Here is a 20244-nt window from a genome sequence, read left to right as displayed (position 1 = left end):
ATGCTTGAAGGGATCCGCGGCCCCGCCGATCTGCAGCACCTCTCGCAGGGGCAGTTGACCGATCTCGCGGCGGAGATCCGGGAGTTCCTGATTCACAAGGTTGCCGCGACCGGCGGGCACCTGGGTCCCAACCTGGGCGTGGTGGAGCTGACGCTGGCGCTGCACCGGGTGTTCGACTCCCCGCACGACCCGATCATCTTCGACACCGGTCATCAGGCCTACGTGCACAAAATGCTGACCGGACGCAGCCCCGATTTCGACACCCTGCGCCGCAAGGGCGGGCTGTCGGGCTACCCGTCGCGCGCCGAGAGCGAGCACGACTGGGTGGAGTCCAGCCACGCCAGCGCGGCGCTGTCGTACGCCGACGGGCTGGCCAAAGCCTTCGAGCTGACCGGGCACCGCAACCGGCACGTGGTGGCCGTCGTCGGCGACGGCGCCCTGACCGGCGGCATGTGCTGGGAGGCGTTGAACAACATTGCCGCCGGCAACCGGTCGGTGGTGATTGTGGTCAACGACAATGGCCGCAGCTATGCGCCCACCATCGGCGGTTTCGCCGACCACCTGGCCGCGTTGCGGCTGCAGCCCGTCTACGAGCGGCTGCTTGAGCGCGGTCGCGCCGCGGTGCGCGGAGTGCCGGTCGTCGGCGAGATCGGTTACCAGGTGATCCACAGCTTCAAGGCGGGGCTCAAGGACGCGCTGGCGCCACAGGCGCTCTTCACCGACCTGGGCCTGAAGTACCTGGGTCCGATCGACGGCCACGACGAGGCCGCGGTGGAGTCCGCGCTGCGCCGCGCGCGCGGCTTCGGCGGCCCGGTGATCGTGCACGTCGTCACCTGCAAGGGCAAAGGTTACGGGCCGGCCGAGAACGACGAGGCCGAGCAGATGCACGCCTGCGGCGTGATCGACCCGCTGACCGGGTATGCGACCGAAACCGCCGGCCGCGGCTGGACGGCGGTGTTCTCCGACGCGCTCATCGAGTACGGCGCCAAACGCCGCGATGTCGTCGCGATCACCGCCGCCATGCCCGGCCCCACCGGGTTGAGCCCGTTCGGGCAGCGTTTCCCCGATCGGATGTTCGACGTCGGGATCGCCGAGCAGCATGCGCTCACCTCGGCGGCCGGGCTGGCGATGGGCGGGCTGCACCCGGTGGTGGCGGTTTATTCGACGTTCCTCAACCGTGCTTTCGACCAGGTGATGATGGATGTAGCGCTGCACAAGCTGCCGGTCACCCTGGTGCTGGACCGAGCCGGGATCACCGGTCCCGACGGTGCCAGCCATAACGGCATGTGGGATCTGTCGATACTGGGGATCGTGCCCGGCATGCGGGTGGCCGCACCCCGCGACGGCATCCGCCTGCGCGAGGAACTCGGGGAGGCGCTGGAGGTCAACGACGGCCCCACCGCGCTGCGTTTCCCGAAAGGGGATGTGGGCGAAGACATTCCGGCGATCGAACGACGGTCCGGGGTTGATGTGCTGGCGGTGCCGGCGGATGGGTTGTCCTCCGACGTCCTGCTGATCGCTGTCGGCGCGTTCGCGCCCATGGCGCTGGCGGTGGCCGACCGGCTGCACAACCAGGGCATCGGTGTGACGGTGGTCGACCCGCGGTGGGTGCTGCCGGTACCCGAGGTGCTCATAGCGATGGCGGCCGCCCACAAACTGGTGGTCACCTGCGAGGACAACGGTGTCGCCGGCGGCGTCGGCTCGGCGGTCTCGGCGGCGCTGCGGCATGCGGAGATCGACGTGCCCTGCCGCGATGTCGGTCTGCCACAACGCTTCTACGACCACGCCTCGCGCAGTCAGCTGCTGGCTGAGATCGGTTTGACCGCCCAGGACGTGGCTCGCCAGATCACCGGCTGGGTGGCGGCGATGGGCAGCTGCAGCTGTGTCGAAGAGGTCAGCGAGCGGCTGGACTAGTTGGTGTCCTGACCGGCGGCCACACCATGTCGAACAACCACGCGAACGCGAACGTGTAGACGAGGAAGAACGCCAACAGGCCGATCTCGAGGCTGAATGCCTGCACCAGGGACACCTTCAGTGTCCAGGACACGATCGGCAACAGCAGCACCACCAGTCCACCTTCGAAGCCGAAGGCGTGTGCGATCCGGCGTGCCACGGTGCGGGTAGGGGAGTCCTGCCGGCGCTCCCACATCTCGAACATGGTGGTCCAGGCGAAGTTCCACACCACCGCGACCGTCGACGCCGCCACCGCCACGACACCCGAGCTGCCGCCGCCGAACCCCAGGACGGCGAGGCCCAGGGTGGTCAGCGCTATCGCGATGAGCTCGTAGCTGACGACGTAGACGATCCGGCGCAAAGCTGGTGACACGAGGTCCTCCAAGGAATATCAACCATGGGAAGTCCTTGACGGTTCGCGTCCACGGTGGCGATGACGTGAGAAGCTCCGGCCGAACACGGCATCCGGCTGCTGTTCGGGCAGTCTAGCAACGGGTCCCCCCGGGGTGCGGAAATCCGGTGGTCAGCGAGACTCGGCGCCGGGTGCTGCGCCGCCGAGAGCCCGGGCCAGCGCCGGCACCGCCAGCTCACGCTGCCAGGGCCGTGCGCCGCCGCCGACCAAAAACTCGTCGATCACCACCGTGGTGTCCGACGTCGCGGGTTTGAAGTCCCAGCACAGCCGGCGGACCAGCTCGGGGGTGAGCAGGTTCTCGGTCGGCACGTTGACCTGCTCGGACACCGCATTCAGCGCGGCGCGGGCCGCCTCCAACCGGGCGGCCGCCTCGGGCTTGCGCCGTGACCAGCGCGACGGCGGCGGTGGGCCGCTGTGGGGCTCGGCGGAATCGGCCGGCTCCGGGTTGTCGCGGGCGGCGGCCAGCGCGGCCAGCCAGGTCGCCGCGCTGCGGCGCTGCTTGGGCCCGCCGAACACCGGCAGGGCGAGCAGCTCGTCGACGGTGGTGGGGTTGGCGACTGCGGCGGCGATGATCGCCGCGTCGGGCAGGATGCGCCCGGGTGCGATATCGCGGCGCGCGGCGATCCGGTCGCGCACCGTCCAGAGTTCGCGGACGGCGGCCAGGCCGCGCCGGTCGCGGACCTTGTGAATACCCGAGGTACGCCGCCAACGGTCCCGCCGGGTCGATACGGTGAAGTCGGTGATCCGAAGATGATTGAATTCCTGGGCCGCCCAGTCGGATTTACCCTGGCCGGACAGTTGTTCGGCGATCGCCTCGCGTAGTTCGATGAGAACCTCGACGTCCAGGGCCGCGTAGTTGAGCCATTCGGCGGGAAGCGGACGCTTCGACCAGTCGGCGGCGCCGTGGCCCTTGGCCAGGCCCAGCCCCAGCAGCCGCTCCACCATCGCGGCCAGGTTGACCCGGTCGAAGCCGGCCAGCCGCCCGGCCAGTTCGGTGTCATAGAGCGCCTTCGGCCACATGCCGACCTCGGCCAGACACGCCAGATCCTGGTCGGCGGCGTGCAGAATCCACTCGTCGTCGTCGAGGACCTCGGCGACCGGGCGCAGCAGGGCCGCCGGATCCTCGCCGGCGCCGACCGGGTCGATCAGCACGGTGCCGGCACCGGCGCGCCGGATCTGGATGAGGTAGGCCCGATTGGAGTAGCGGAAGCCCGATGCCCGCTCGGCGTCCACCGCGAACGGGCCGCGGCCACCGGCCAGCAGATCGGCGGCCGCGCCCACCTGCCTGGCAGTGACCGATACCTCCGGTACCCCGTCGGCGGGGTGTGGCAGCGGAGTCGGCTGGGGCTCTTCGGTGGCCGGTTCTGTTGTCTGCTCGGACATCTCAGACGCGGGTTCGCGAGCTGAGGTCGGTGATCCCGACCGGCGGCAGGCCCGCAGCGTGTTCGAGGACCTCGCAGAACGCCTGGACATGCGCACCCAGTTCCGGGGTGGTCGCTGTCCAGGACGCTCGCAGCTCCAATTGGTGTCCGCGTGGCGGGCCGGAGATGTCGCCGTAGCGCACCGAGGTGGTCGCGGTGACGGTCCCGCCCAGCGCGGTCATGTGCTCGGTGCGTGAGCCCAGCGCCTCGACCAACCAACTCCAGGCGACCTCGGGCAGCAGCGGGTCGATCGCCTCCTGCGGATCCAGGTCGGCCTGGATGAAGGCCACCAGCCGCATGGTGCCGTCCCAGGCGTCGGTGCCGTCCGGGTCGTACAGCAGGATCAGCCGGCCGAATGCGTCGCCGTCGGAGTCCTCCGGGACGAAGTCGGTCTCGGGATGCTTGACCTCGGCGCCCAGCGCATAGCTGTAGGGCGCCAGCCGCTGCGGTGGCCGGATCGGGCCCAATTCGATCTCCGACCGCACCGTCGCGGCGTGCATCGTTGCCACCGCTTCGCGGAATGGGGCAGGCTCGGCTGATGCCACGGGTGCCGCTCCTTAACTCATCGCTGTGCGCCGCGTCGCCAGCGGCCGACCCCGGGTGCTGCTGCGCACCGCCGCGACGCGGGTCACCGGACCTCACGCTAACCCCCGGGGCCGATCGGCGCAGACAGGCGCGCCGAATTCGGGGCGGTTCAGCGAGGCTCGACGGAGGAGAGGCGAAGCTGGGACCGCCGCATGGTTACGGCGGTTCAGCGAGGCTCGACGGAGGAGAGGCGAAGCTGCGAATCACCGGCCCTTCCGGCCCCGTAACCCGGCCGTGGCAGCATTGAGGCCGATGAGTGCCCGTCGTGAGCTGCCCGATTCGCCCTACCTGGCCGCCGCCGCCGGCCGGCAACCCTCCCGGGTGCCGGTCTGGTTCATGCGGCAGGCCGGCCGGTCGCTGCCGGAATACCGAGCGTTGCGCGCCCAGCACAGCATGCTGGCGGCCTGCTTCGATCCCGAGCTGGTCTGCGAGATCACGCTGCAGCCGGTGCGCCGCCACGACGTGGATGCGGCGATCCTGTTCTCCGACATCGTGGTGCCGCTGCGCGGCGCCGGGGTGGACCTGGACATCGTGCCCGACGTCGGGCCGGTGATCGCCGATCCGGTGCGCAGCGCAGGCGATGTCGCCGCACTGAGCCCGCTGGAACCGCAGCGGGTGACGGCCGTCGCCGAAGCGGTATCGCTGCTGGTGGACGCACTCGGCGACGTGCCGCTGATCGGCTTCGCGGGCGCCCCGTTCACCCTGGCGTCCTACCTGATCGAGGGTGGGCCCAGCCGAACCCACGCCCGCACCAAGGCGATGATGCTGGCCGACTCGGACAGCTGGCATCAACTGATGACCAGGCTCACCGATCTGACCATCGCGTTCTTGACCGTGCAGGTCGACCACGGCGTCGACGCCATCCAGCTGTTCGACTCCTGGGCCGGCACGCTGAGCCTGGCCGACTACCGCAACTTCGTATTGCCGCACAGCGCCCGGGTGTTCGCCACCATGGCTGACGCCGGTGTGCCGATGACGCACTTCGGGGTGCAGACCGCCGAGCTGCTCGGCGCCATGGCGGCCGCCGGTGCGACCGTCGTCGGAGTGGACTGGCGGACTCGGCTCACCGATGCCGCTTCCCGGGTCGGCGCCGGGATCGCCCTGCAGGGCAATCTGGATCCGGCGGTGCTGTTGGCGGGCTGGCCGGTGGCCGAACGCGCGGCCCGCGGCGTCGTCGCCGACGGGCGCGCCGCGGTGGCCGCCGGAGCGTCCGGGCACGTGTTCAACCTCGGGCACGGCGTGCTGCCGGAATCGGACCCGGGCGTGCTCACCGAGCTGGTGTCGCTGGTCCATTCATTGTGACTGCATCGTATTGCGTTGTCGGAGGTGGGATTTCCGGCTTGGCGGCGGCCTATCGACTGCGCGCGATGCTTGGTGACGCGCCCAGCATCACCGTCTTCGATCCGGCCGACCGGCTCGGCGGGGTGCTGCGCACCGAGACCCTGGGCGGTATCGGCGTGGACGTGGGTGCCGAGGCGTTCGTCGCGCGCCGGCCCGAACTGCCCGCCCTGCTGGCCGAGTTGGGCCTGGCCGATCGGGAGCGGACCACCACCGGGGTGCGACCACTGCTGTACAGCCGCCGGAAGCTGCATCCGTTGCCGCCGGGCACGCTCAGCGGAATCCCGTCCTCGCCGGGGTCGATGGCCGGGCTGGTCGACGAGGAGACCATCGCCCGCATCGCCGGCGAACCCTCTCGTCCGCTGACGTTCGAGCCGGGCAGCGACCCGGCGCTGGGAGCGCTGGTGGCTGACCGGTTCGGTGAGCAGGTGGTCGCCTGCTCGGTGGATCCGCTGATCGGCGGGGTGTACGCCGGTTCGGCGGCGACGGTCGGGCTGCGCTCAGCGGTACCGGCCCTGGCCGCCGCACTCGACGACGGCGCCCCCAGCCTCACCGAGGCGGTATTGCGGGCATTACCGGCGACAACGGGCGCACCGGTGTTCGGGGCGGTCGCCGGTGGCTACCAGGTGCTGATCGACGCACTGGTGCGCCGCAGTGGTCTGCGCTGGGTCCAGTCCGCGGTGAGGCAGATCGACCCGTCGGGGGACGGTTGGCTGTTGCGGGACGCCGCCGGCGGCTACCACCGCGCCGACCGGGTGGTGATGGCCGTGCCCGCCCACGCGCTGGCCCGGCTGGCCACCGGGTTCGCCCCGCGCACCGCCGCTGCGGCCAGCGGGATCGACCATGCGTCGTCGGTGGTGGTGTCGCTGGCGGTGCCCGCCGGTGCGGCGTTCCCGGACAACTCCGGGGTGCTGGTCGCCACCGGGGAGAGGCTGCACGCCAAGGCGATCACCTTGACCTCCCGCAAGTGGGGTAGCTGGGGTTATGGCGGCAAGGTGGAGTTGTTGCGGCTGTCGTTCGGCCGGTTCGGTGACACCCGCACCCAAGCCTCCGAACGTGAGTTGGTGACGTGGGCGGTGCAGGATCTGGAGACCGTCTTCGGGGTCGTGGTAGATCCGCTCGAGGTGCGCGTACAGCGCTGGGCTGCGGCGATGCCGCAATACCGTTCCGGGCACGCCGCGCTGGTCAGCAGATTGCGTGCCGGACTGCCACCGACGGTGGCGGTCGCCGGCAACTACCTCGACGGCATCGGGGTGCCGGCCTGCGTCGCGGCGGCCGATCGCGCGGTCGCGGCCGTGATCAGCGCCACCCCGGCGCCGTAGAACATGGCGGGGCGCGTCGTGGCAGCATATGGAACATGGCGCACCTCGATTACGACAAGCTGAATTCCACCATCCGCTACGTGATGTTCTCGGTGTTCTCGGTTCGTCCCGGGGTACTCGACGACGGCCCCGGCACCCGTGACGAGGTCGCCGATCAGGCCGCCACCTTCTTCAAACAGCAGGAAGAACGCGGGGTGGTGATCCGCGGTGTCTATGACGTCGCGGGCCTGCGCGCCGACGCCGACTTCATGATCTGGACCCACGCCGAGCGCATCGAGGACCTGCAGGCCGCCTACGCCGGCTTCCGGCGCACCGCGCTGGGCCGAGCCTGCACGCCGGTGTGGAGCAACGTAGGGCTGCACCGGCCCGCCGAGTTCAACAAAAGCCATGTCCCGGCGTTCATCGCCGGCGAACCGGCAGGCGCGTACATCTGCGTCTACCCGTTCGTGCGCTCACACGAGTGGTATGTGCTGCCCGAGGAGGACCGCCGCCGGATGCTGGCCGAACACGGGATGGCCGCCCGCCCGTACAAGGACGTCCGCGCGAACACCGTGCCGGCCTTCGCGCTCGGCGACTACGAGTGGATCCTGGCGTTCGAGGCGCCCGAACTCGATCTCATCGTCGACTTGATGCGCGACCTGCGTAACACCGAGGCTCGCCTGCACGCCCGGGAGGAGATCCCGTTCTTCACCGGTCCCCGGGTCGAGGTGGAGCAGTTGGTGGCCTCCCTGCCGTGACGGGGGGATCCGGTCCCTCGGGGGCCGGCGACGCCGAACGCTTCGAGGAGATCTATCGCGCCGACCACCTCGCGGCGGGACTGCCTGCCGCCACACCGTGGGACATCGGCGGAGCCCAACCGGTGGTGCGGCGTCTGGTGGCGCTGGGCGCGATCACGGGTGCGGTGCTCGACCCGGGGACCGGTCCGGGGCACCATGCGATTCACTTCGCCGAACACGGCTTCGCGGCGACCGGTATCGATGTGTCGGAGACGGCCATCGAGCGTGCCCGTGCCAACGCCCGGGCGGCGGGGGTCTCGGTCGACTTTCAGGTGGGCGACGCCAAGACACTCGATGGTTTCACCGATCGCTTCGACACCGTCGTCGACACCGCTTTTTACAACACGTTCAGCGGCCAGGCCCAGCACGACTACCTGCGGGCGCTACACCGGGCGACCAGGCCGGGGGCCCGGCTCTACATGGTCGAGGCCGCCGACTACAACATCAACGGGTTCTTCATGCCCCCGGCGATGTCTGTCGACGAGCTGCGATCAGGGCTGCCGGCCGGCGGCTGGCGGATCAACTATCTGGGACCGACCAGCTATCTGGTCAACGTCCAGGCGGCGAGGTTCGCGGCACAGGTCGAGCAGAGCCCGGACGCACCGCCCCGGATCCGGGCGATCGCGCAGCGGCTGGCGGTCATCGAACCGCTGATGGACGGCCAGCTGGCGCACGCCCCGTTCTGGGAAGTCCACGCCACCCGTATCGACTGAACCCGGTCGCTCAAGCCTCGGCCGGCACCAGCCGCAGACAAATGCTGTTGATGCAGTACCGCTGGTCGGTCGGGGTGGGGTAGCCCTCGCCTTCGAACACATGGCCCAGGTGGCTGTGGCAGGCCGCGCACAACACCTCGGTGCGGCGCATCCCCAGCGAGTCGTCCGAGCGCAGGATCACCGCATCGGAGTCCGCCGGGTCGAAGAACGACGGCCAACCGCAGTGCGACGGGAATTTCTCTGTGCTGCGGAACAATTCGGCACCGCACGCGCGACACTCGTAGAGCCCCTCGGTGGTGGTGTCGGTGTATTCGCCGATATTCGGCGCTTCGGTGCCGGCGCGCCGCAGTACGGCGAACTCTTCAGGGGTCAGTTTGGCGCGCCACTCGTCGTCGGTGAGCGCCACCTTGGGAGACGTCATGCCTCCACGTTAGCTCTGTTCGTCTTGTCCGCCAGCCACGCCGGATCGATCCCGTCGTCGAGGCGGTCTTGTTCCCGGGCATCGAGGTAGCGGTAGCACAGCACCGCGCACACCACGATCAGCAGCAGCGACCAGCCGTAGGTGATCTTCAGGTAGTCCAGCGGCCGCCCGACGTTCATCCACCTGAAGATCAGCCACTTGTCCAGCGTCATGAACCCGTAGATGCCCAGCCATGCCGGCCAGTTGCGCAGCACCGAGTTCGGCAGCACCACCGTCATCAGGAACGGGAACAACACGATCGAGTAGTAGCCCTGGCCCAGCGACAGCACCAGGAATGACGCGGTCAGCAGCACACCCGAGGAGGTCAGCATCCAGAACCGCGGGGCGCGGGTGCGGTAGTAGCGATACAGCAGCCACAGGCTGACCGCCGCGAGCACGGTGAACAACACCCGCAGGAACAGGATCAGCGCGGGAGGCAGCCCGAAGAACATGCCGTTGCCCAGGATCGAGGAGTTGAAGTAGTCGCGGGTGCCCAAGATGTAGGGAACCGTATGGGCGAAGTAGCCGGTCGGATCGCTGGCCAGTGGAAACGCGACCACGTTGAACAGCACCGGCGCCGCGATCGCTCCGACGAACGGCCGCCACTGCCTGCTCAGCAGCGGCAGCAGCAGCAGCGGCGCCAACACCGGCTTGACCACCAGGGTCAGCCCTATCGCGACACCGGCCCACCACTGGCGGCTCTCCCGGCCGTCGAGCACCCAGCGGAAGAACAGCACCTCGGCCAGCAGGATGACGCCGTTGATGTTGGTGAAAACCAGCGTGCTGGACACGCTCTCGGTGAGGAACATCGCCGCGAGCAGGGCCGGGGCCGCCACCGAGGTCAGCCCGTATCCGAACATCCGCAGCAACAGGTATGCGGCGAGCAGGATCGCGACCGTGTTGGTGGCAATGAACGTATACCGCGACAGGGTCTCCGGCAGATACCCGAACGGCGACATCAGCAAGGTGCCGCCGGGTGAGTAGAGGTAGTGCGGGTCGACGTAGTCGAAGTGCTCGTTGTAGATGTCCAGGCCGTGCCGGAAGTTCAGCACCGCCCGGTACACCGGCTTGAAGTCGTCGGTGATGTTGCCGTTCAGCGCCAGCACCACGGCGCGGTGAATCAACGACATGATCGCCACCGGCCACAGCACCGAGCGCAGCACGGTCGCGGTGCTCGGCGCACTGGTGGGAGGCCGAAACGCGGCCAGCAGGGCGGTGCCCGCCCGGTTCGTCAGGGAGTCGGCTGCCGTCACCAGCGCACCGTACACCGAATGGCCGTGACCGCCCCAGCTCAGGCCGGGCAGTAGACGTCGGTGTCGGGTAGCTTGCCGCTGTCGAGGTAGCCGACCAGCGGCGCCACGGTGCACGGTGAATACACCGTCGCCCCGTGCCCGATGCCCTGCCACATCACCCGCTTGCTGGCCGCCCCGGCGTTGATGACGGCCGCGGCGGTGGCCGCCACGCCCTCCTCGCCGACGATCGGGTCGTTTTGCACCCCGAGCAGCAGCACGTCGATCTTGAGCTCCTTCGGCGGCTCCGGGGTGGCGCTGCTGGGCCAGCTCAGGCACTGCACCAGGTCGAGGGCGCCGACGGTGCCGAACTGCGGGTACAACTTGCCCCACGCGACCACCAGTTCCCGGACCCGGTCCGGCGTGGGCCGGTTGAGCGCGTCGGCGCACGAGTTGATGAAGTGGCCGTCGCTGCCCACGGTGCCCTGGGCCCGGTTGATCAGGTTGTTCAGCAGATTGGCGTCGCCGGCATGCGCCGTCGCCAGCGCCCTGGCCAGTTCGTTGGTGCTGTTGACGCGGTCTCCGGTGGGGTAGCCCAGAGCGGTGACGATGGCATGGGTCACCGCGGCCACCGAGGCGCCGGCCGGGCCGTGCCCGGACCGGGCGGAGTCCAGCACCTCGTCGACGACGCCCTTGGGGTCGGGGGCCAGGGCGCAGTTCACCGCGACGCACTGAGCGGCGAACGCGTCGAAGGCCGCTTCCTGACCTTTGATCCGCTGCTCGGCGGCGGCCTCGGCGGACACCCCGAGCGGGATGGGGGAGTCCAGCGCCAGCCGGGCCACCTTGCCGGGATGGGAGCCGGCGTAGGCCAGGGCGACCTGGGCGCCGTTGCCGATCCCCAGCAGCGCCAGCGCCGGAATGTCCCAGATGCTGCGCAGCCGTTCGAGGTCGGTGGCGGCGTGGGTGTTGTCGTAGGACGACTCGCCGGGAGAGATGGAGTCGGTGCAGTCGGTGGTGGCGTTCATCGCGACCGTGCCCAGGTTGGCCACCGGGTCGTCGCCGGGGGCGAACTGCGCCAGGTTCCACATCGCGTCGCGCTGGGAGCGCTCGCGGCAGTCCACCGGGCTCGACATCCCGGTGCCGCGCCGGTCCACGGCGACGATCGGGTGGCCATCGAGCACGTCGGCACCGCCCCGCGCCAGCCAGATCGGCAACTGCAGCGACGACGGCAGGTCCCAGCCGGTGGTGAAGACGACAGGCCCGGCGTCGGCCGGGGTCTGCACCGAGCGGGCCCGCACCACACCGATGCTGATCGCCGAGGAGCCGCCGCCGAGCGGGTCGACGTCGGCGTCATAGCTGGCGCAGTCCAACCGCACACCGGGGGTGGCGGGCACCGCGGCATCACCGAACAGCCGTGCCGTGCAGTCATGCCAGGGCAGATCGTTCTTGGGTACCTGGACCGCCGGCGGCCCGGCCGTGTCGGAGGTGGCTTCGGGTTGCCCCTGCGGTCCGGCGCCGGAGTTGGTGGCGAAGCGCGGGTTCGCGGCCAGGCCGGGCGCACAGCCGACCAGCACGCTTGCCACCGGGAGGGCGGCCGCGAGCGCGATCCTGGCGAACCTGCGGTGGCTGGTCATGCCTGTCACCTTATAGGCGCGCGCCTTTGACGTAGCGGCCGTAGAGGTAGCCGGATTCGTCGGCCAGCAGATGTGCGCAGTGCATCGGGGTCACCACCTCGCCGGGGCCGGTGGCGATGCGGCGGGCCAGGCCCCCGACGAGATACGGGGCGACGGTCAGGCACAACTCGTCAAGAAGATCGCGTTCGATGAACGAGCCCAGCAGGGTTGGGCCGCCTTCGGTGAGCACCCGAAACTGTCGGCGCGCGGCCAGTTCGGTCAGGACCGCGGCCTCATCGACCTGGTCCGGGTCGCGGCCGGAGCAGTCCAGGATCTCCGCGCGCCCCGCCAGTCGCCGCCGGGTGGCATCGACCGCCGACGCGCTGGTCAGCACCAGTGGCGGCAGTTCGGTGTCGGTGAAGACCCGCAATTCCCGGTCCAGCTGCCCGGACCGGCTGACGATCGCCAGCTGGGGCACTTCGGACTGGCCGCGGTCGCGGCGGCGCAGGCGCTCGGCAACATTGAGACGGGCTCCGCCATAGTTTTCGACCCGGACCGTGCCCGCGCCGACCAGCACGATGTCGGCGAGTGCCCGCAGCAGCATGAACAGCGTCCGATCACCCGGGCTGCCCAGACCGCCGGACTTGCCGGCCAGCGTTGCGCCGCCATCGATGCTGCCGATGAAGTTGGCCCGCAACCAGATGCGCGGGCTATCGGATTCGGGGTAGGCGTACAGCCGGGCCAGTTCGGCGTCGTCGACGGGGCGCGTCGAGTCCAGCCGGGTGAACCCCGGGTCTGCGCTGAGGTCGGACATGGCCACGATTGCACCATGTGGCTAGAGTTCCTGCGTGCCTAATCCCGCCGTCGAGGGAAGCGACCACCTGGTGGATCGGCATCCGGCCGTCTCACCGGAGCGGTTGATCGCGCAGCTCAAGCCGCCACCGACGTTCTCTGCTGCCAGCTTCGCCAGCTACCGGCCCGACCCGGCCCAGCCCACCCAGGCGGCGGCCGTGGCGGCTTGCACCACGTTCTGCGCGCAGGCGCTGGTGCGACGGGTCGGGAGACGCAGACTGCTCGGCAGGCGGGAGGTGCTGCCCGGCGTGGGGCTGTACCTCGACGGCGGGTTCGGCGTCGGCAAAACCCATCTGCTGGCTTCGGTCTACCGCGAGATCACCGAGACCGCCGAGGTGACGCAGCCCCCACGGACGGCGTTCGCGACGTTCATGGAACTCACCCAGCTGGCCGGCGTGTTCGGGTTCACCGAGTGCATCGAGTTGCTCGGCGGGTACACGGTGGTGTGCATCGACGAGTTCGAACTCGACGACCCGGGCAACACCACCCTGGTGTCGCGGCTGCTGTCGGAACTGGTGGCGCGCGGGGTGTCTGTTGCCGCCACGTCGAACACCCTGCCCGAGCAGCTCGGCGAGGGACGCTTCGCCGTTCAGGATTTTCTGCGCGAAATCAGCGCGCTGGCAAGTATTTTCACACCGGTGCGGGTCGACGGCCCGGATTATCGGCACCGGGACCTGCCGCCGGCGCCCGAGCCGCCCTCGGCGCAGCAGGTCGCGCAGCGCGCCGCGGCGCTGCCCGGCTCGACACTGGACGACTTCGACGCGTTGTGCGCGCACCTGGCCACCATGCACCCTTCGCGGTACCTGACGCTGATCGAAGGCGTCACGGGCGTCTTTCTCACCGGTGCGCATCCGATCGAGGATCAGAACGTGGCGCTGCGCCTGGTGGCACTGACCGACCGGCTTTATGACGCGGGCATCCCGGTGGTGGCCGCGGGGGCGAAGCTGGACGGCATCTTCAGCGCCGAGATGCTGGCCGGGGGCTACCGCAAGAAATACCTGCGGGCCACCTCCCGACTGCTGGCGTTGAGCAGCGGCGGCTAGCGCGGCTCGACGCAGCAGAGCCGAAGCTCGACTGCCGCATCAAACCCGCCGGCTAGCTCACAGATTCCACTGCGCCAGGCGCAGGCCGGTGTTGCGGGAGAGCATCACCACGTGAGTGACCAAGCCGCGGTAGACATCCCAGTAGACCCCGCCATTGACGGTGGAGCCCGCCGGCGCGTTCGTCAGCAGCGCGTCCAGGGTGGTGGGGTCGTCGGTGTGCTTGGACGGGTAGGCGTCGCCGCCGGGTGTGACACCGTCGAAGGTGACCGAGGCCGCCATGATGTAGGCGTTGGGCACCGAGATGGGGTGGATCGTCACGTTCGCCCGCCAGGGACCGCCCTGGGCGCGCCAGCGCGGCGTCCCGTTCTGGCCCCAGCCCGGCGGGATCTCGCTGGGCACCACATCGTGCAGGGTCACGTCGGCGATGATCTTGCCGAACGCCTCGTCCTGGTATTGGATGCGCAGCGTGTCGCCGAGTCGGCCGATCGGGGCCTCCGGGGTGGTGGTGGGCGTGGCGTATCCAGCGGCCGGCGTCATCAGAGCCAACGCGGTGACCAGGGAAGTGACGACGGCCAGAATCCAGCGATGCATCATGTCCTTCTTCGGTTGCTTGTGGGCATGATGGCACATCGCTGTTGCGGGTGCAGCAGCTTGGCCGGCCAGGTCGCCAGGTCGGTCAGCTGCCGGTGGTGGCCTCGCCGGCTGCCGGGCCCGGGGTGAGCGACTCCAGAGCGCGCGCCAGGTCGATCTCGGCCCGTTCCCGGTCCACTCCGGCGCGATGTAGCGGTCCGCTGTCGTCTTCGGATTCGAGCAGGGCCAGCAGCAGGTGTTCGGTGCCGATGTAGTTGTGGCCGAGGCGAAGTGCGGTGCGGAAGGTGAGTTCCAGGGCTTTGCGGGCCGGACCGCTGAACGGAATCAATGCGCGGGGTTCGGCGTCGCCGGGGGGAAGGGTGACCCCGGCCGCGACGGCGCCCGGCTCGATGTGCTGCGCGGCGAGCAAGGCGGTGGCCAGCGCGTGGGGATCCTGCAACAGGCCCAGCACCAGGTGGTCGGGGGTGATCTCGGCGTTGTGCGCCCGGTGGGCGCTGTTCTGGGCCGCCACCACCGCGCTGCGCGCCCGCGGCGTGAAGCGGGCGAAGCCCTGCTCGGCGTCGAGAGGGGCGGCCTCGGCGCGCGGGACGAACCGCTTCTGCGCCGCCTGTTTGGTGACGCCCATGCACTTGCCGATGTCCGTCCACGACGCGCCGGACCGCCGCGCTTGGTCGACGAAATGCCCGATCAGGTGGTCAGCGACCTCGTCGAGGTGCTCGGCTGCCAGCACGGCGTCGGTCAACTGCTCCAGCGGGTTGTCGTGCACGCCGGTGATGGCGTTGATGAGGTCGTCGAGACGGACTGCGGGGGTGAGGGGAGTGGGATTGCCCATATCGTCAACTATAGGTTGACGATATCCGGTGCGTCAACCGTTGATTGACGGGTCCACAGGGGTGGCTAGGAAAGTGCCCATTCGCCGAAGTCGTCGGCGAACCCCGACGACGGCGCGTATTTGACCTTGGTTGGGCTGACTCCGTGGGGCAGGGCGAACACCACGCAGCCGGTAGCGGACTCACCCGGGTCGAGTTCGAAGATGCCGGACTCGAAATTCGTGCATTCGCTGACGTTGTTGAGGTCGGGCGCGTAGCTGTGTCCGTCGGAGCCGAACACCATCGTGTTGATGTTGACGTCGCCGTCGATGGCCACTGTCCCCGGGTCGGCGATCTTGAGCTCCGTGGCGATGTAGGCGGCCGCGGAATCTCCCTTGCCGGGCGTGACGGTCGCCGGGCTGATGACGCGTACCAGGGTGACCGCGATCGTGCTGCCGTCGGCCCGGGTCAGAGTCAAGGTGTCGCCGGTGCGCCCGGATTTCGGTGTGGCCGTGCCGGATCCGGCTGCACCGGACGATGTCGGTCCGCTCGCCGATTCCGCAGGGCTGGAACACGCCGCCAGCGCACCCGCAGACAACAGGGCAGCTACCGAGAGGGCGAAGGGTCGATTCAGGGGGCTCATTTTTTCGCTACCTTTCCACCTACGCGTGCGTTGCTACCGATTGTGCCGCCTACCTGCTCGGTGGCTCGGACCGACCCACGATTCGGCCGGATCACCGCAAATGCAACTAGGCCAGGCCGGTGGCTTTGAGCGGGCAGATCCACCCGGCCGACGTGCTCAGCGGCAGGGAGGACCCGTGGTGAGTGGGTGGCGAGGGGGCCCGGCAGGTGATTGGTCGGCCGATCGCAGTCGGCTCAGAGTCCGGTTGCGGCAACCCCGTATTCCGCCTGTTCAGGGGAGAACCCGTCAAATTCGAGCTGGTCGATAAGCCCGCCACGGGAGAAGGACGTGTAACCCAAGTAGTCCGTTGCCTTCTTCGCTGCCTGTTCGTTCCAATCGACGGTGAGGCTGTCGACCGCATATGTGGAGTCCTCAGTTGAGAACTGGTCGAACTTCAGTTGGTCGATGAGGCCTTGGCGGGAGAAGGCGGTGTAGCTGAGGTAGTCCTCAGCTTTGCTTACAGCGTTCGCTTGGCTCGCTGGACTGAGCGGCAGTGCGGGCATAAGAGGGGCTGCGCTTGTCGCACCTGCGCTGATAGCACTGATCGCCAGGAACCCAAAGGCGGCGAGCGCAGCGAGAGGCTTTTGGTTCATAAATTCGGACTGTAGCGCTGTTTAGTAACATCAGGAACGTTTTTAAAGGAGTTCTATCTGGAAAATTTCGTCCATCGCTGGTGTTAGGGCTGGGTCGTTTTGCGGCCCCGCCTGTGGTCGTCGGTGACGACGCCGCCTAGTCGCAGCGCAACAACCCGGGCGTCGACAGGGATTGCCGCATGGTCACGTCGTGGTTGGCGCCGGCCATGACAGCAGAGATTGGGGTGGTTGCATGGTGGCCCCTTATCGGGTCGCCACCGGGCCGAGGTCCTATTCAGGTTCCACGCCCTGGTCGTGCCGCCGGTTAGGCGGGGTGACCAGGGTCGATCGTGGTGCGCGGTACTGGGATTGAACCAGCGACCTCTTCCGTGTCAGGGAAGCGCTCTCCCGCTGAGCTAACCGCGCTTAGAGCCAAGGAACGGAGGTGGAGACGGGAATCGAACCCGTGTGCACGGCTTTGCAGGCCGTTGCCTCACCACTCGGCCACTCCACCGCAAGGGTTGATGCCACTCGACACCCTCGAGCGGATGACGGGATTCGAACCCGCGACCCTCACCTTGGCAAGGTGATGCGCTACCAACTGCGCTACATCCGCGTGCCACGAGCGAGATCGTCGCCCGTCGCGAAGCTGAACATTAGTCCAACGGTGTGAGACAGCACAACTTGCCCTGTCGGATCGGCGAGTCGGCCGAAATTCGGCCTGCGCATTGAGGCTCCGCCGACGTGGCGTGCTAATCTTCGTCCTCGTTCGTCCGGTCTCGTAGCTCAGGGGGAGAGCGTCCGCCTCACACGCGGAAGGTCGCTGGTTCGATCCCAGCCGGGACCACTCTTTCGAACTGCACGAGCGCCGTTTGCGCTGTCCATAGTCGGTCCGTTCTGTCCGGCGATCGTTGCCGCGATGCCCGTTTCGGTCCTGTCACGCGACGCGCCTCGCCGGCGGGTCCGCGCGCCGATGACTGGCATACTCGTCCCGCATGGGGGCGACCGAACTGGCGATCCCACCCGACCGGTCCCGTTCGCTGCAACCCAGTGAACTTTCGCAGGCATCGGTGTTGGGTGCATTGAGCGCGGCGATCGCGATCATCGCCGTCGTCATCCCGATGGGGGGATGGCTGGGAATACTGGGCACGGTGCCGATCGGGCTGCTGGCCTACCGATACCGGATGCGGGTGGCGTTCACCGCCACGGTCGCCGCCGGTGTGATCGGATTTCTGGTCGCCGGCTTCAGCGGGTTCTTGACGGTCGTGCTCTTCTCCTATGTCGGCACGCTGGCCGGCATCGTCAAACGCCGCCACCGCGGCACGCCGACCGTCATCGCGATCTCCCTGGTCGCCGGTGGCCTCCTCGGTGCCGCCGGCGTCATCGTATTGACCGCCCTGACGGGACTGCGGGAGCTGGTGTTCCGCGTGATCACCGCCACGGTGGACGGGGTCGTGTCGATCATGACGTGGATACCGCAACTGCAGGAGCCCGCCCAAGACGTCAAGCAGTTCTTCACCGAGGCGCTGCACTACTGGCAGGTGCTTGTCCTCGGCTACGCCGTCGTCATGATCGTGGGCGCCTCGGTAATCGGTTGGTGGGTGCTGTCGCGGGTGCTGCAGCGGCTCGGTGGCATCCCTGATGTGCACAAACTGGACGCGAGAAGCGAAAGCGGGCCGATTGGGCCGGTGCCGATCCGACTGGACGAGGTGCGCTACCGCTACCCGAACGCCGAGCACGACGCGCTGCCCGCGGTCAGCCTGGATGTGCGGGCAGGCGAATACGTCGCGGTCACCGGAACCAACGGCTCGGGGAAGACCACGCTGTCGCTGATCCTGAGCGGCCGCGAACCGACATCGGGCACCGTGCAACGCCCCGGCGCAGTGGGGCTCGGTCAGATCGGCGGCACCGCGATCTTGATGCAGCACTCGGAAAGCCAGGTGCTGGGCACCCGGGTCGCCGACGATGTGGTCTGGGGGCTGCCGCCCGGCAAGGGCACCGACGTCGAGCGGTTACTGACCGACGTCGGCCTCGGCGGCCTCGGCGAACGCGACACCGGCGGCCTGTCCGGTGGTGAACTGCAGCGACTGGCGATGGCCGCCGCTCTGGCGCGGGAGCCGGCGCTGATCATCGCCGACGAGATCACCGCCATGGTCGACCAGCAGGGCCGGGAACAACTGCTCGGCCTGCTGTCCGGCCTGAACGAGCGTTACCGCACGACCCTGGTCTACATCACCCACTACACCCAGGAGGCCGAGGCCGCCGGCCGCACGATCAACCTCAACGCTTCGCTGGACAACACCGCGATGGTCGAGACGCAAGCTCCGCCGGTTTCGACGGTTGCGGTGGGCCACCAATCCAGCAGACCGATGCTCGAACTGGCCGGTGTCAGCCACGAATACGGCTGCGGCACGCCATGGGCGAAAACCGCGCTGCGCGATGTCAGCTTCGCGGTGCATGAGGGTGACGGAGTGCTGATCCACGGCGGCAACGGTTCCGGTAAGTCGACGCTGGGATGGATCATGGCCGGATTGAGTGCGCCGACCACGGGCGAGTGCCTGCTGGACGGACGTCCCGTCCACGAGCAGGTCGGCGCGGTCGCGTTGACGTTCCAGGCGGCCCGGCTGCAGTTGATGCGTCCCCGCGTCGACCTGGAAGTGGCCTCGGCGGCAGGCTTTTCACCGGATGATCACGACCGGGTGATCGAGGCGCTGGAGGTCGTCGGCCTGGACGCCGCGATCGCGAAGCGACGCATCGACCAACTCAGCGGCGGCCAGATGCGCCGCGTGGTACTGGCCGGGTTGCTGGCCCGCTCGCCGCGGGTATTGATCCTCGACGAGCCGCTGGCCGGGTTGGACGCCGTCAGCCAGCGCAATCTGCTGCGGCTGCTCGCCGACCGGCGGCGTGAAACCGGTCTGACCGTGGTGGTCATATCGCATGACTTCGCCGGGATGCAGGAGTTGTGTCCGCGCACCCTGCATCTGAGCAACGGCGTGCTGGCATCGGCCGCGACCGGGGAGATAGCGTGACGCAGACTTCGCCGGCGAAGAGCCCGGCCCGCCGCCCGCCCCGTCCGCTGGTGCTGCTGCGTCCGGTCCCCGGGCGATCCGCCATCCACGAGCTGTGGGCCGGCACCAAACTGATTGTGGTTTTCGGCTTTTCGGTGTTGTTGACGGTTGACCCGGGATGGTCGACCCTCGGACTGACCGCGGCACTGGTGCTGATCACGGCGCGGGTCGCACATATTCCCCGCGGCGTGCTGCCAACGGTGCCGCGTGGACTGTGGATCGTGCTGGCCGTCACCGGCGCGATATCGGCGTTGGCCGCCGGCAGTCCGGTGATCCACGTGGGCGCGGTCTCGGTTGGACTCGGTGGCGCACTGAACTTCCTGCGTTTCCTCGTGCTGTCGATCGTGTTACTCGGCTTGGGTGCACTGGTGTCGTGGACCACCAATGTGGCCGAGATCGCGCCTGCGCTGGCTACTTTGGCTCGTCCACTGCGGCCGTTGGGGATCCCGGTCGACGACTGGTCGGTCGCTGTGGCGCTGGCGCTGCGCGCTTTCCCGATGCTGATCGACGAATTCCGGGTACTCGAGGCCGCCCGACGGCTGCGGCCCCGGCAGACTCTGCGGACCCGCGCGGCCCGCCTGCGGCGATTGGCGGTCGAGTTGCTCGACCTGACCGTCGCCGTTGTCACCGTGACGCTGCGGCGTGCCGACGAGATGGGCGATGCGATCACCGCCCGCGGCGGTGCCGGTCAGATTTCAGCCGCTCCGTCGCGGCCGAAATCAGCTGACTGGGTGGTGCTTTCGATCGCCGCGGGCGTGTGGGCAGCAGCGTTGGCGGCGAAGCTGACGCTGGGCGGCTAGCCGCT

General features: G+C 68.8%; 19 protein-coding genes and 4 tRNA genes. 9 read left to right on the top strand and 14 right to left on the bottom strand.

Annotated features, from left to right (window positions below):
* On the top strand, window positions 1–1914 hold the full coding sequence (dxs, locus tag ACZYY4_RS20935) for a 1-deoxy-D-xylulose-5-phosphate synthase (RefSeq protein WP_463811964.1): 1914 nt from the start codon (window positions 1–3) through the stop codon (window positions 1912–1914).
* Here dxs and ACZYY4_RS20930 read toward each other — a convergent pair.
* The 3 genes from ACZYY4_RS20930 to ACZYY4_RS20920 all read right to left on the bottom strand — a co-directional run bounded on the left by ACZYY4_RS20930 (window position 1895) and on the right by ACZYY4_RS20920 (window position 4286).
* A complete protein-coding gene (locus tag ACZYY4_RS20930; protein ID WP_463811963.1) occupies window positions 1895–2326 on the bottom strand; it encodes a PACE efflux transporter in 432 nt (143 codons plus the stop codon). The two genes, dxs and ACZYY4_RS20930, sit on opposite strands and share 20 nt — an antisense overlap.
* A 150-nt stretch (window positions 2327–2476) precedes the next feature.
* The gene (locus ACZYY4_RS20925; protein ID WP_463811962.1) at window positions 2477–3748 is read right to left on the bottom strand and encodes an HRDC domain-containing protein; all 1272 of its coding nucleotides are present in this window, start codon (window positions 3746–3748) and stop codon (window positions 2477–2479) included.
* Between the two features lies 1 nt (window position 3749).
* Entirely contained in the window at window positions 3750–4286 is a 537-nt protein-coding gene (locus tag ACZYY4_RS20920; RefSeq protein ID WP_463811988.1) for a DUF3000 domain-containing protein, read from the bottom strand.
* A gap of 337 nt (window positions 4287–4623) precedes the next feature.
* Here ACZYY4_RS20920 and hemE point away from each other — a divergent pair, with 337 nt between their 5' ends.
* From hemE to ACZYY4_RS20900, 4 genes are read left to right on the top strand one after another with little or no spacing between them, the layout of a single operon-like run.
* The gene (gene hemE / locus ACZYY4_RS20915; protein WP_463811961.1) at window positions 4624–5673 is read left to right on the top strand and encodes a uroporphyrinogen decarboxylase; all 1050 of its coding nucleotides are present in this window, start codon (window positions 4624–4626) and stop codon (window positions 5671–5673) included.
* Entirely contained in the window at window positions 5667–7031 is a 1365-nt protein-coding gene (locus ACZYY4_RS20910; protein WP_463811987.1) for a protoporphyrinogen oxidase, read from the top strand. The genes hemE and ACZYY4_RS20910 overlap by 7 nt, the downstream gene beginning before the upstream one ends.
* A gap of 35 nt (window positions 7032–7066) precedes the next feature.
* The gene (hemQ, locus tag ACZYY4_RS20905) at window positions 7067–7768 is read left to right on the top strand and encodes a hydrogen peroxide-dependent heme synthase (protein WP_463811960.1); all 702 of its coding nucleotides are present in this window, start codon (window positions 7067–7069) and stop codon (window positions 7766–7768) included.
* Window positions 7765–8520: a class I SAM-dependent methyltransferase gene (locus ACZYY4_RS20900; RefSeq protein WP_463811959.1), complete on the top strand. Its 756-nt coding sequence runs from the start codon at window positions 7765–7767 to the stop codon at window positions 8518–8520. Before hemQ ends, ACZYY4_RS20900 begins: the two co-directional genes overlap by 4 nt.
* 10 nt (window positions 8521–8530) lie before the next feature.
* On the opposite strand, the gene msrB is transcribed toward ACZYY4_RS20900, so the two are convergent.
* Genes msrB through ACZYY4_RS20880 form a run of 4 tightly spaced genes read right to left on the bottom strand, consistent with a single transcriptional unit; the run spans window position 8531 to window position 12636 of the window.
* Entirely contained in the window at window positions 8531–8941 is a 411-nt protein-coding gene (gene msrB / locus ACZYY4_RS20895; protein ID WP_463811958.1) for a peptide-methionine (R)-S-oxide reductase MsrB, read from the bottom strand.
* Entirely contained in the window at window positions 8938–10248 is a 1311-nt protein-coding gene (aftC, locus tag ACZYY4_RS20890) for an arabinofuranan 3-O-arabinosyltransferase (RefSeq protein ID WP_463811957.1), read from the bottom strand. Before aftC ends, msrB begins: the two co-directional genes overlap by 4 nt.
* 23 nt (window positions 10249–10271) lie before the next feature.
* A complete protein-coding gene (locus ACZYY4_RS20885) occupies window positions 10272–11843 on the bottom strand; it encodes an alpha/beta fold hydrolase (RefSeq protein WP_463811956.1) in 1572 nt (523 codons plus the stop codon).
* A 10-nt stretch (window positions 11844–11853) separates the two neighbouring features.
* Window positions 11854–12636: a pyrimidine reductase family protein gene (locus ACZYY4_RS20880; protein WP_463811986.1), complete on the bottom strand. Its 783-nt coding sequence runs from the start codon at window positions 12634–12636 to the stop codon at window positions 11854–11856.
* Between the two features lie 34 nt (window positions 12637–12670).
* On the opposite strand from ACZYY4_RS20880, the gene zapE reads away from it, so the two are divergent.
* Window positions 12671–13717, top strand: a complete 1047-nt coding sequence (gene zapE, locus ACZYY4_RS20875) for a cell division protein ZapE (protein WP_463811955.1) — start codon at window positions 12671–12673, stop codon at window positions 13715–13717.
* A 57-nt stretch (window positions 13718–13774) separates the two neighbouring features.
* On the opposite strand, the gene ACZYY4_RS20870 is transcribed toward zapE, so the two are convergent.
* The 7 genes from ACZYY4_RS20870 to ACZYY4_RS20840 form a co-directional block, all read right to left on the bottom strand.
* On the bottom strand, window positions 13775–14308 hold the full coding sequence (locus tag ACZYY4_RS20870; RefSeq protein WP_463811954.1) for a hypothetical protein: 534 nt from the start codon (window positions 14306–14308) through the stop codon (window positions 13775–13777).
* A gap of 85 nt (window positions 14309–14393) precedes the next feature.
* On the bottom strand, window positions 14394–15140 hold the full coding sequence (locus tag ACZYY4_RS20865) for a Clp protease N-terminal domain-containing protein (protein ID WP_463811953.1): 747 nt from the start codon (window positions 15138–15140) through the stop codon (window positions 14394–14396).
* A 65-nt stretch (window positions 15141–15205) separates the two neighbouring features.
* Complete coding sequence (locus ACZYY4_RS20860) at window positions 15206–15760, bottom strand: DUF4352 domain-containing protein (RefSeq protein ID WP_463811952.1); 555 nt, start codon at window positions 15758–15760, stop codon at window positions 15206–15208.
* 233 nt (window positions 15761–15993) lie between these two features.
* Entirely contained in the window at window positions 15994–16392 is a 399-nt protein-coding gene (locus ACZYY4_RS20855; RefSeq protein ID WP_463811951.1) for an Ltp family lipoprotein, read from the bottom strand.
* Between the two features lie 330 nt (window positions 16393–16722).
* Window positions 16723–16797, bottom strand: a tRNA-Val gene (locus tag ACZYY4_RS20850).
* A 17-nt stretch (window positions 16798–16814) separates the two neighbouring features.
* Window positions 16815–16885, bottom strand: a tRNA-Cys gene (locus tag ACZYY4_RS20845).
* Window positions 16886–16914: 29 nt separating this feature from the next.
* Window positions 16915–16987 (bottom strand) — tRNA-Gly (locus ACZYY4_RS20840).
* A 159-nt stretch (window positions 16988–17146) separates the two neighbouring features.
* Here ACZYY4_RS20840 and ACZYY4_RS20835 point away from each other — a divergent pair.
* From ACZYY4_RS20835 to ACZYY4_RS20825, 3 genes are all read left to right on the top strand, one after another.
* Window positions 17147–17218 (top strand) — tRNA-Val (locus ACZYY4_RS20835).
* Window positions 17219–17366: 148 nt separating this feature from the next.
* Window positions 17367–19400 carry a DUF2232 domain-containing protein gene (locus ACZYY4_RS20830; RefSeq protein ID WP_463811950.1) on the top strand — a complete coding sequence of 678 codons (2034 nt, stop codon included), beginning with the start codon at window positions 17367–17369 and terminating at the stop codon, window positions 19398–19400.
* Window positions 19397–20239, top strand: a complete 843-nt coding sequence (locus ACZYY4_RS20825; protein WP_463811949.1) for a CbiQ family ECF transporter T component — start codon at window positions 19397–19399, stop codon at window positions 20237–20239. The genes ACZYY4_RS20830 and ACZYY4_RS20825 overlap by 4 nt, the downstream gene beginning before the upstream one ends.
* The last annotated feature ends 5 nt before the right edge of the window (window positions 20240–20244 follow it).

Source organism: Mycobacterium sp. IDUB_21, from assembly GCF_055419425.1.
Note: the sequence above shows the minus strand (reverse complement) of the source record. Positions and strands in the feature narration are given on the sequence as shown.

What these genes read in the sequence shown, in the direction of transcription:
- dxs (WP_463811964.1), top strand. Translation starts at nt 1, where the DNA reads ATGCTTGAAGGGATCCGCGGCCCCGCCGATCTGCAGCACCTCTCGCAG.
- ACZYY4_RS20925 (WP_463811962.1), bottom strand. Translation starts at nt 3,748, where the DNA reads ATGTCCGAGCAGACAACAGAACCGGCCACCGAAGAGCCCCAGCCGACT.
- ACZYY4_RS20920 (WP_463811988.1), bottom strand. Translation starts at nt 4,286, where the DNA reads ATGCACGCCGCGACGGTGCGGTCGGAGATCGAATTGGGCCCGATCCGG.
- hemE (WP_463811961.1), top strand. Translation starts at nt 4,624, where the DNA reads ATGAGTGCCCGTCGTGAGCTGCCCGATTCGCCCTACCTGGCCGCCGCC.
- hemQ (WP_463811960.1), top strand. Translation starts at nt 7,067, where the DNA reads ATGGCGCACCTCGATTACGACAAGCTGAATTCCACCATCCGCTACGTG.
- msrB (WP_463811958.1), bottom strand. Translation starts at nt 8,941, where the DNA reads ATGACGTCTCCCAAGGTGGCGCTCACCGACGACGAGTGGCGCGCCAAA.
- ACZYY4_RS20885 (WP_463811956.1), bottom strand. Translation starts at nt 11,843, where the DNA reads ATGACCAGCCACCGCAGGTTCGCCAGGATCGCGCTCGCGGCCGCCCTC.
- ACZYY4_RS20880 (WP_463811986.1), bottom strand. Translation starts at nt 12,636, where the DNA reads ATGTCCGACCTCAGCGCAGACCCGGGGTTCACCCGGCTGGACTCGACG.
- ACZYY4_RS20870 (WP_463811954.1), bottom strand. Translation starts at nt 14,308, where the DNA reads ATGCATCGCTGGATTCTGGCCGTCGTCACTTCCCTGGTCACCGCGTTG.
- ACZYY4_RS20865 (WP_463811953.1), bottom strand. Translation starts at nt 15,140, where the DNA reads ATGGGCAATCCCACTCCCCTCACCCCCGCAGTCCGTCTCGACGACCTC.
- ACZYY4_RS20860 (WP_463811952.1), bottom strand. Translation starts at nt 15,760, where the DNA reads ATGAGCCCCCTGAATCGACCCTTCGCCCTCTCGGTAGCTGCCCTGTTG.
- ACZYY4_RS20855 (WP_463811951.1), bottom strand. Translation starts at nt 16,392, where the DNA reads ATGAACCAAAAGCCTCTCGCTGCGCTCGCCGCCTTTGGGTTCCTGGCG.
- ACZYY4_RS20830 (WP_463811950.1), top strand. Translation starts at nt 17,367, where the DNA reads ATGGGGGCGACCGAACTGGCGATCCCACCCGACCGGTCCCGTTCGCTG.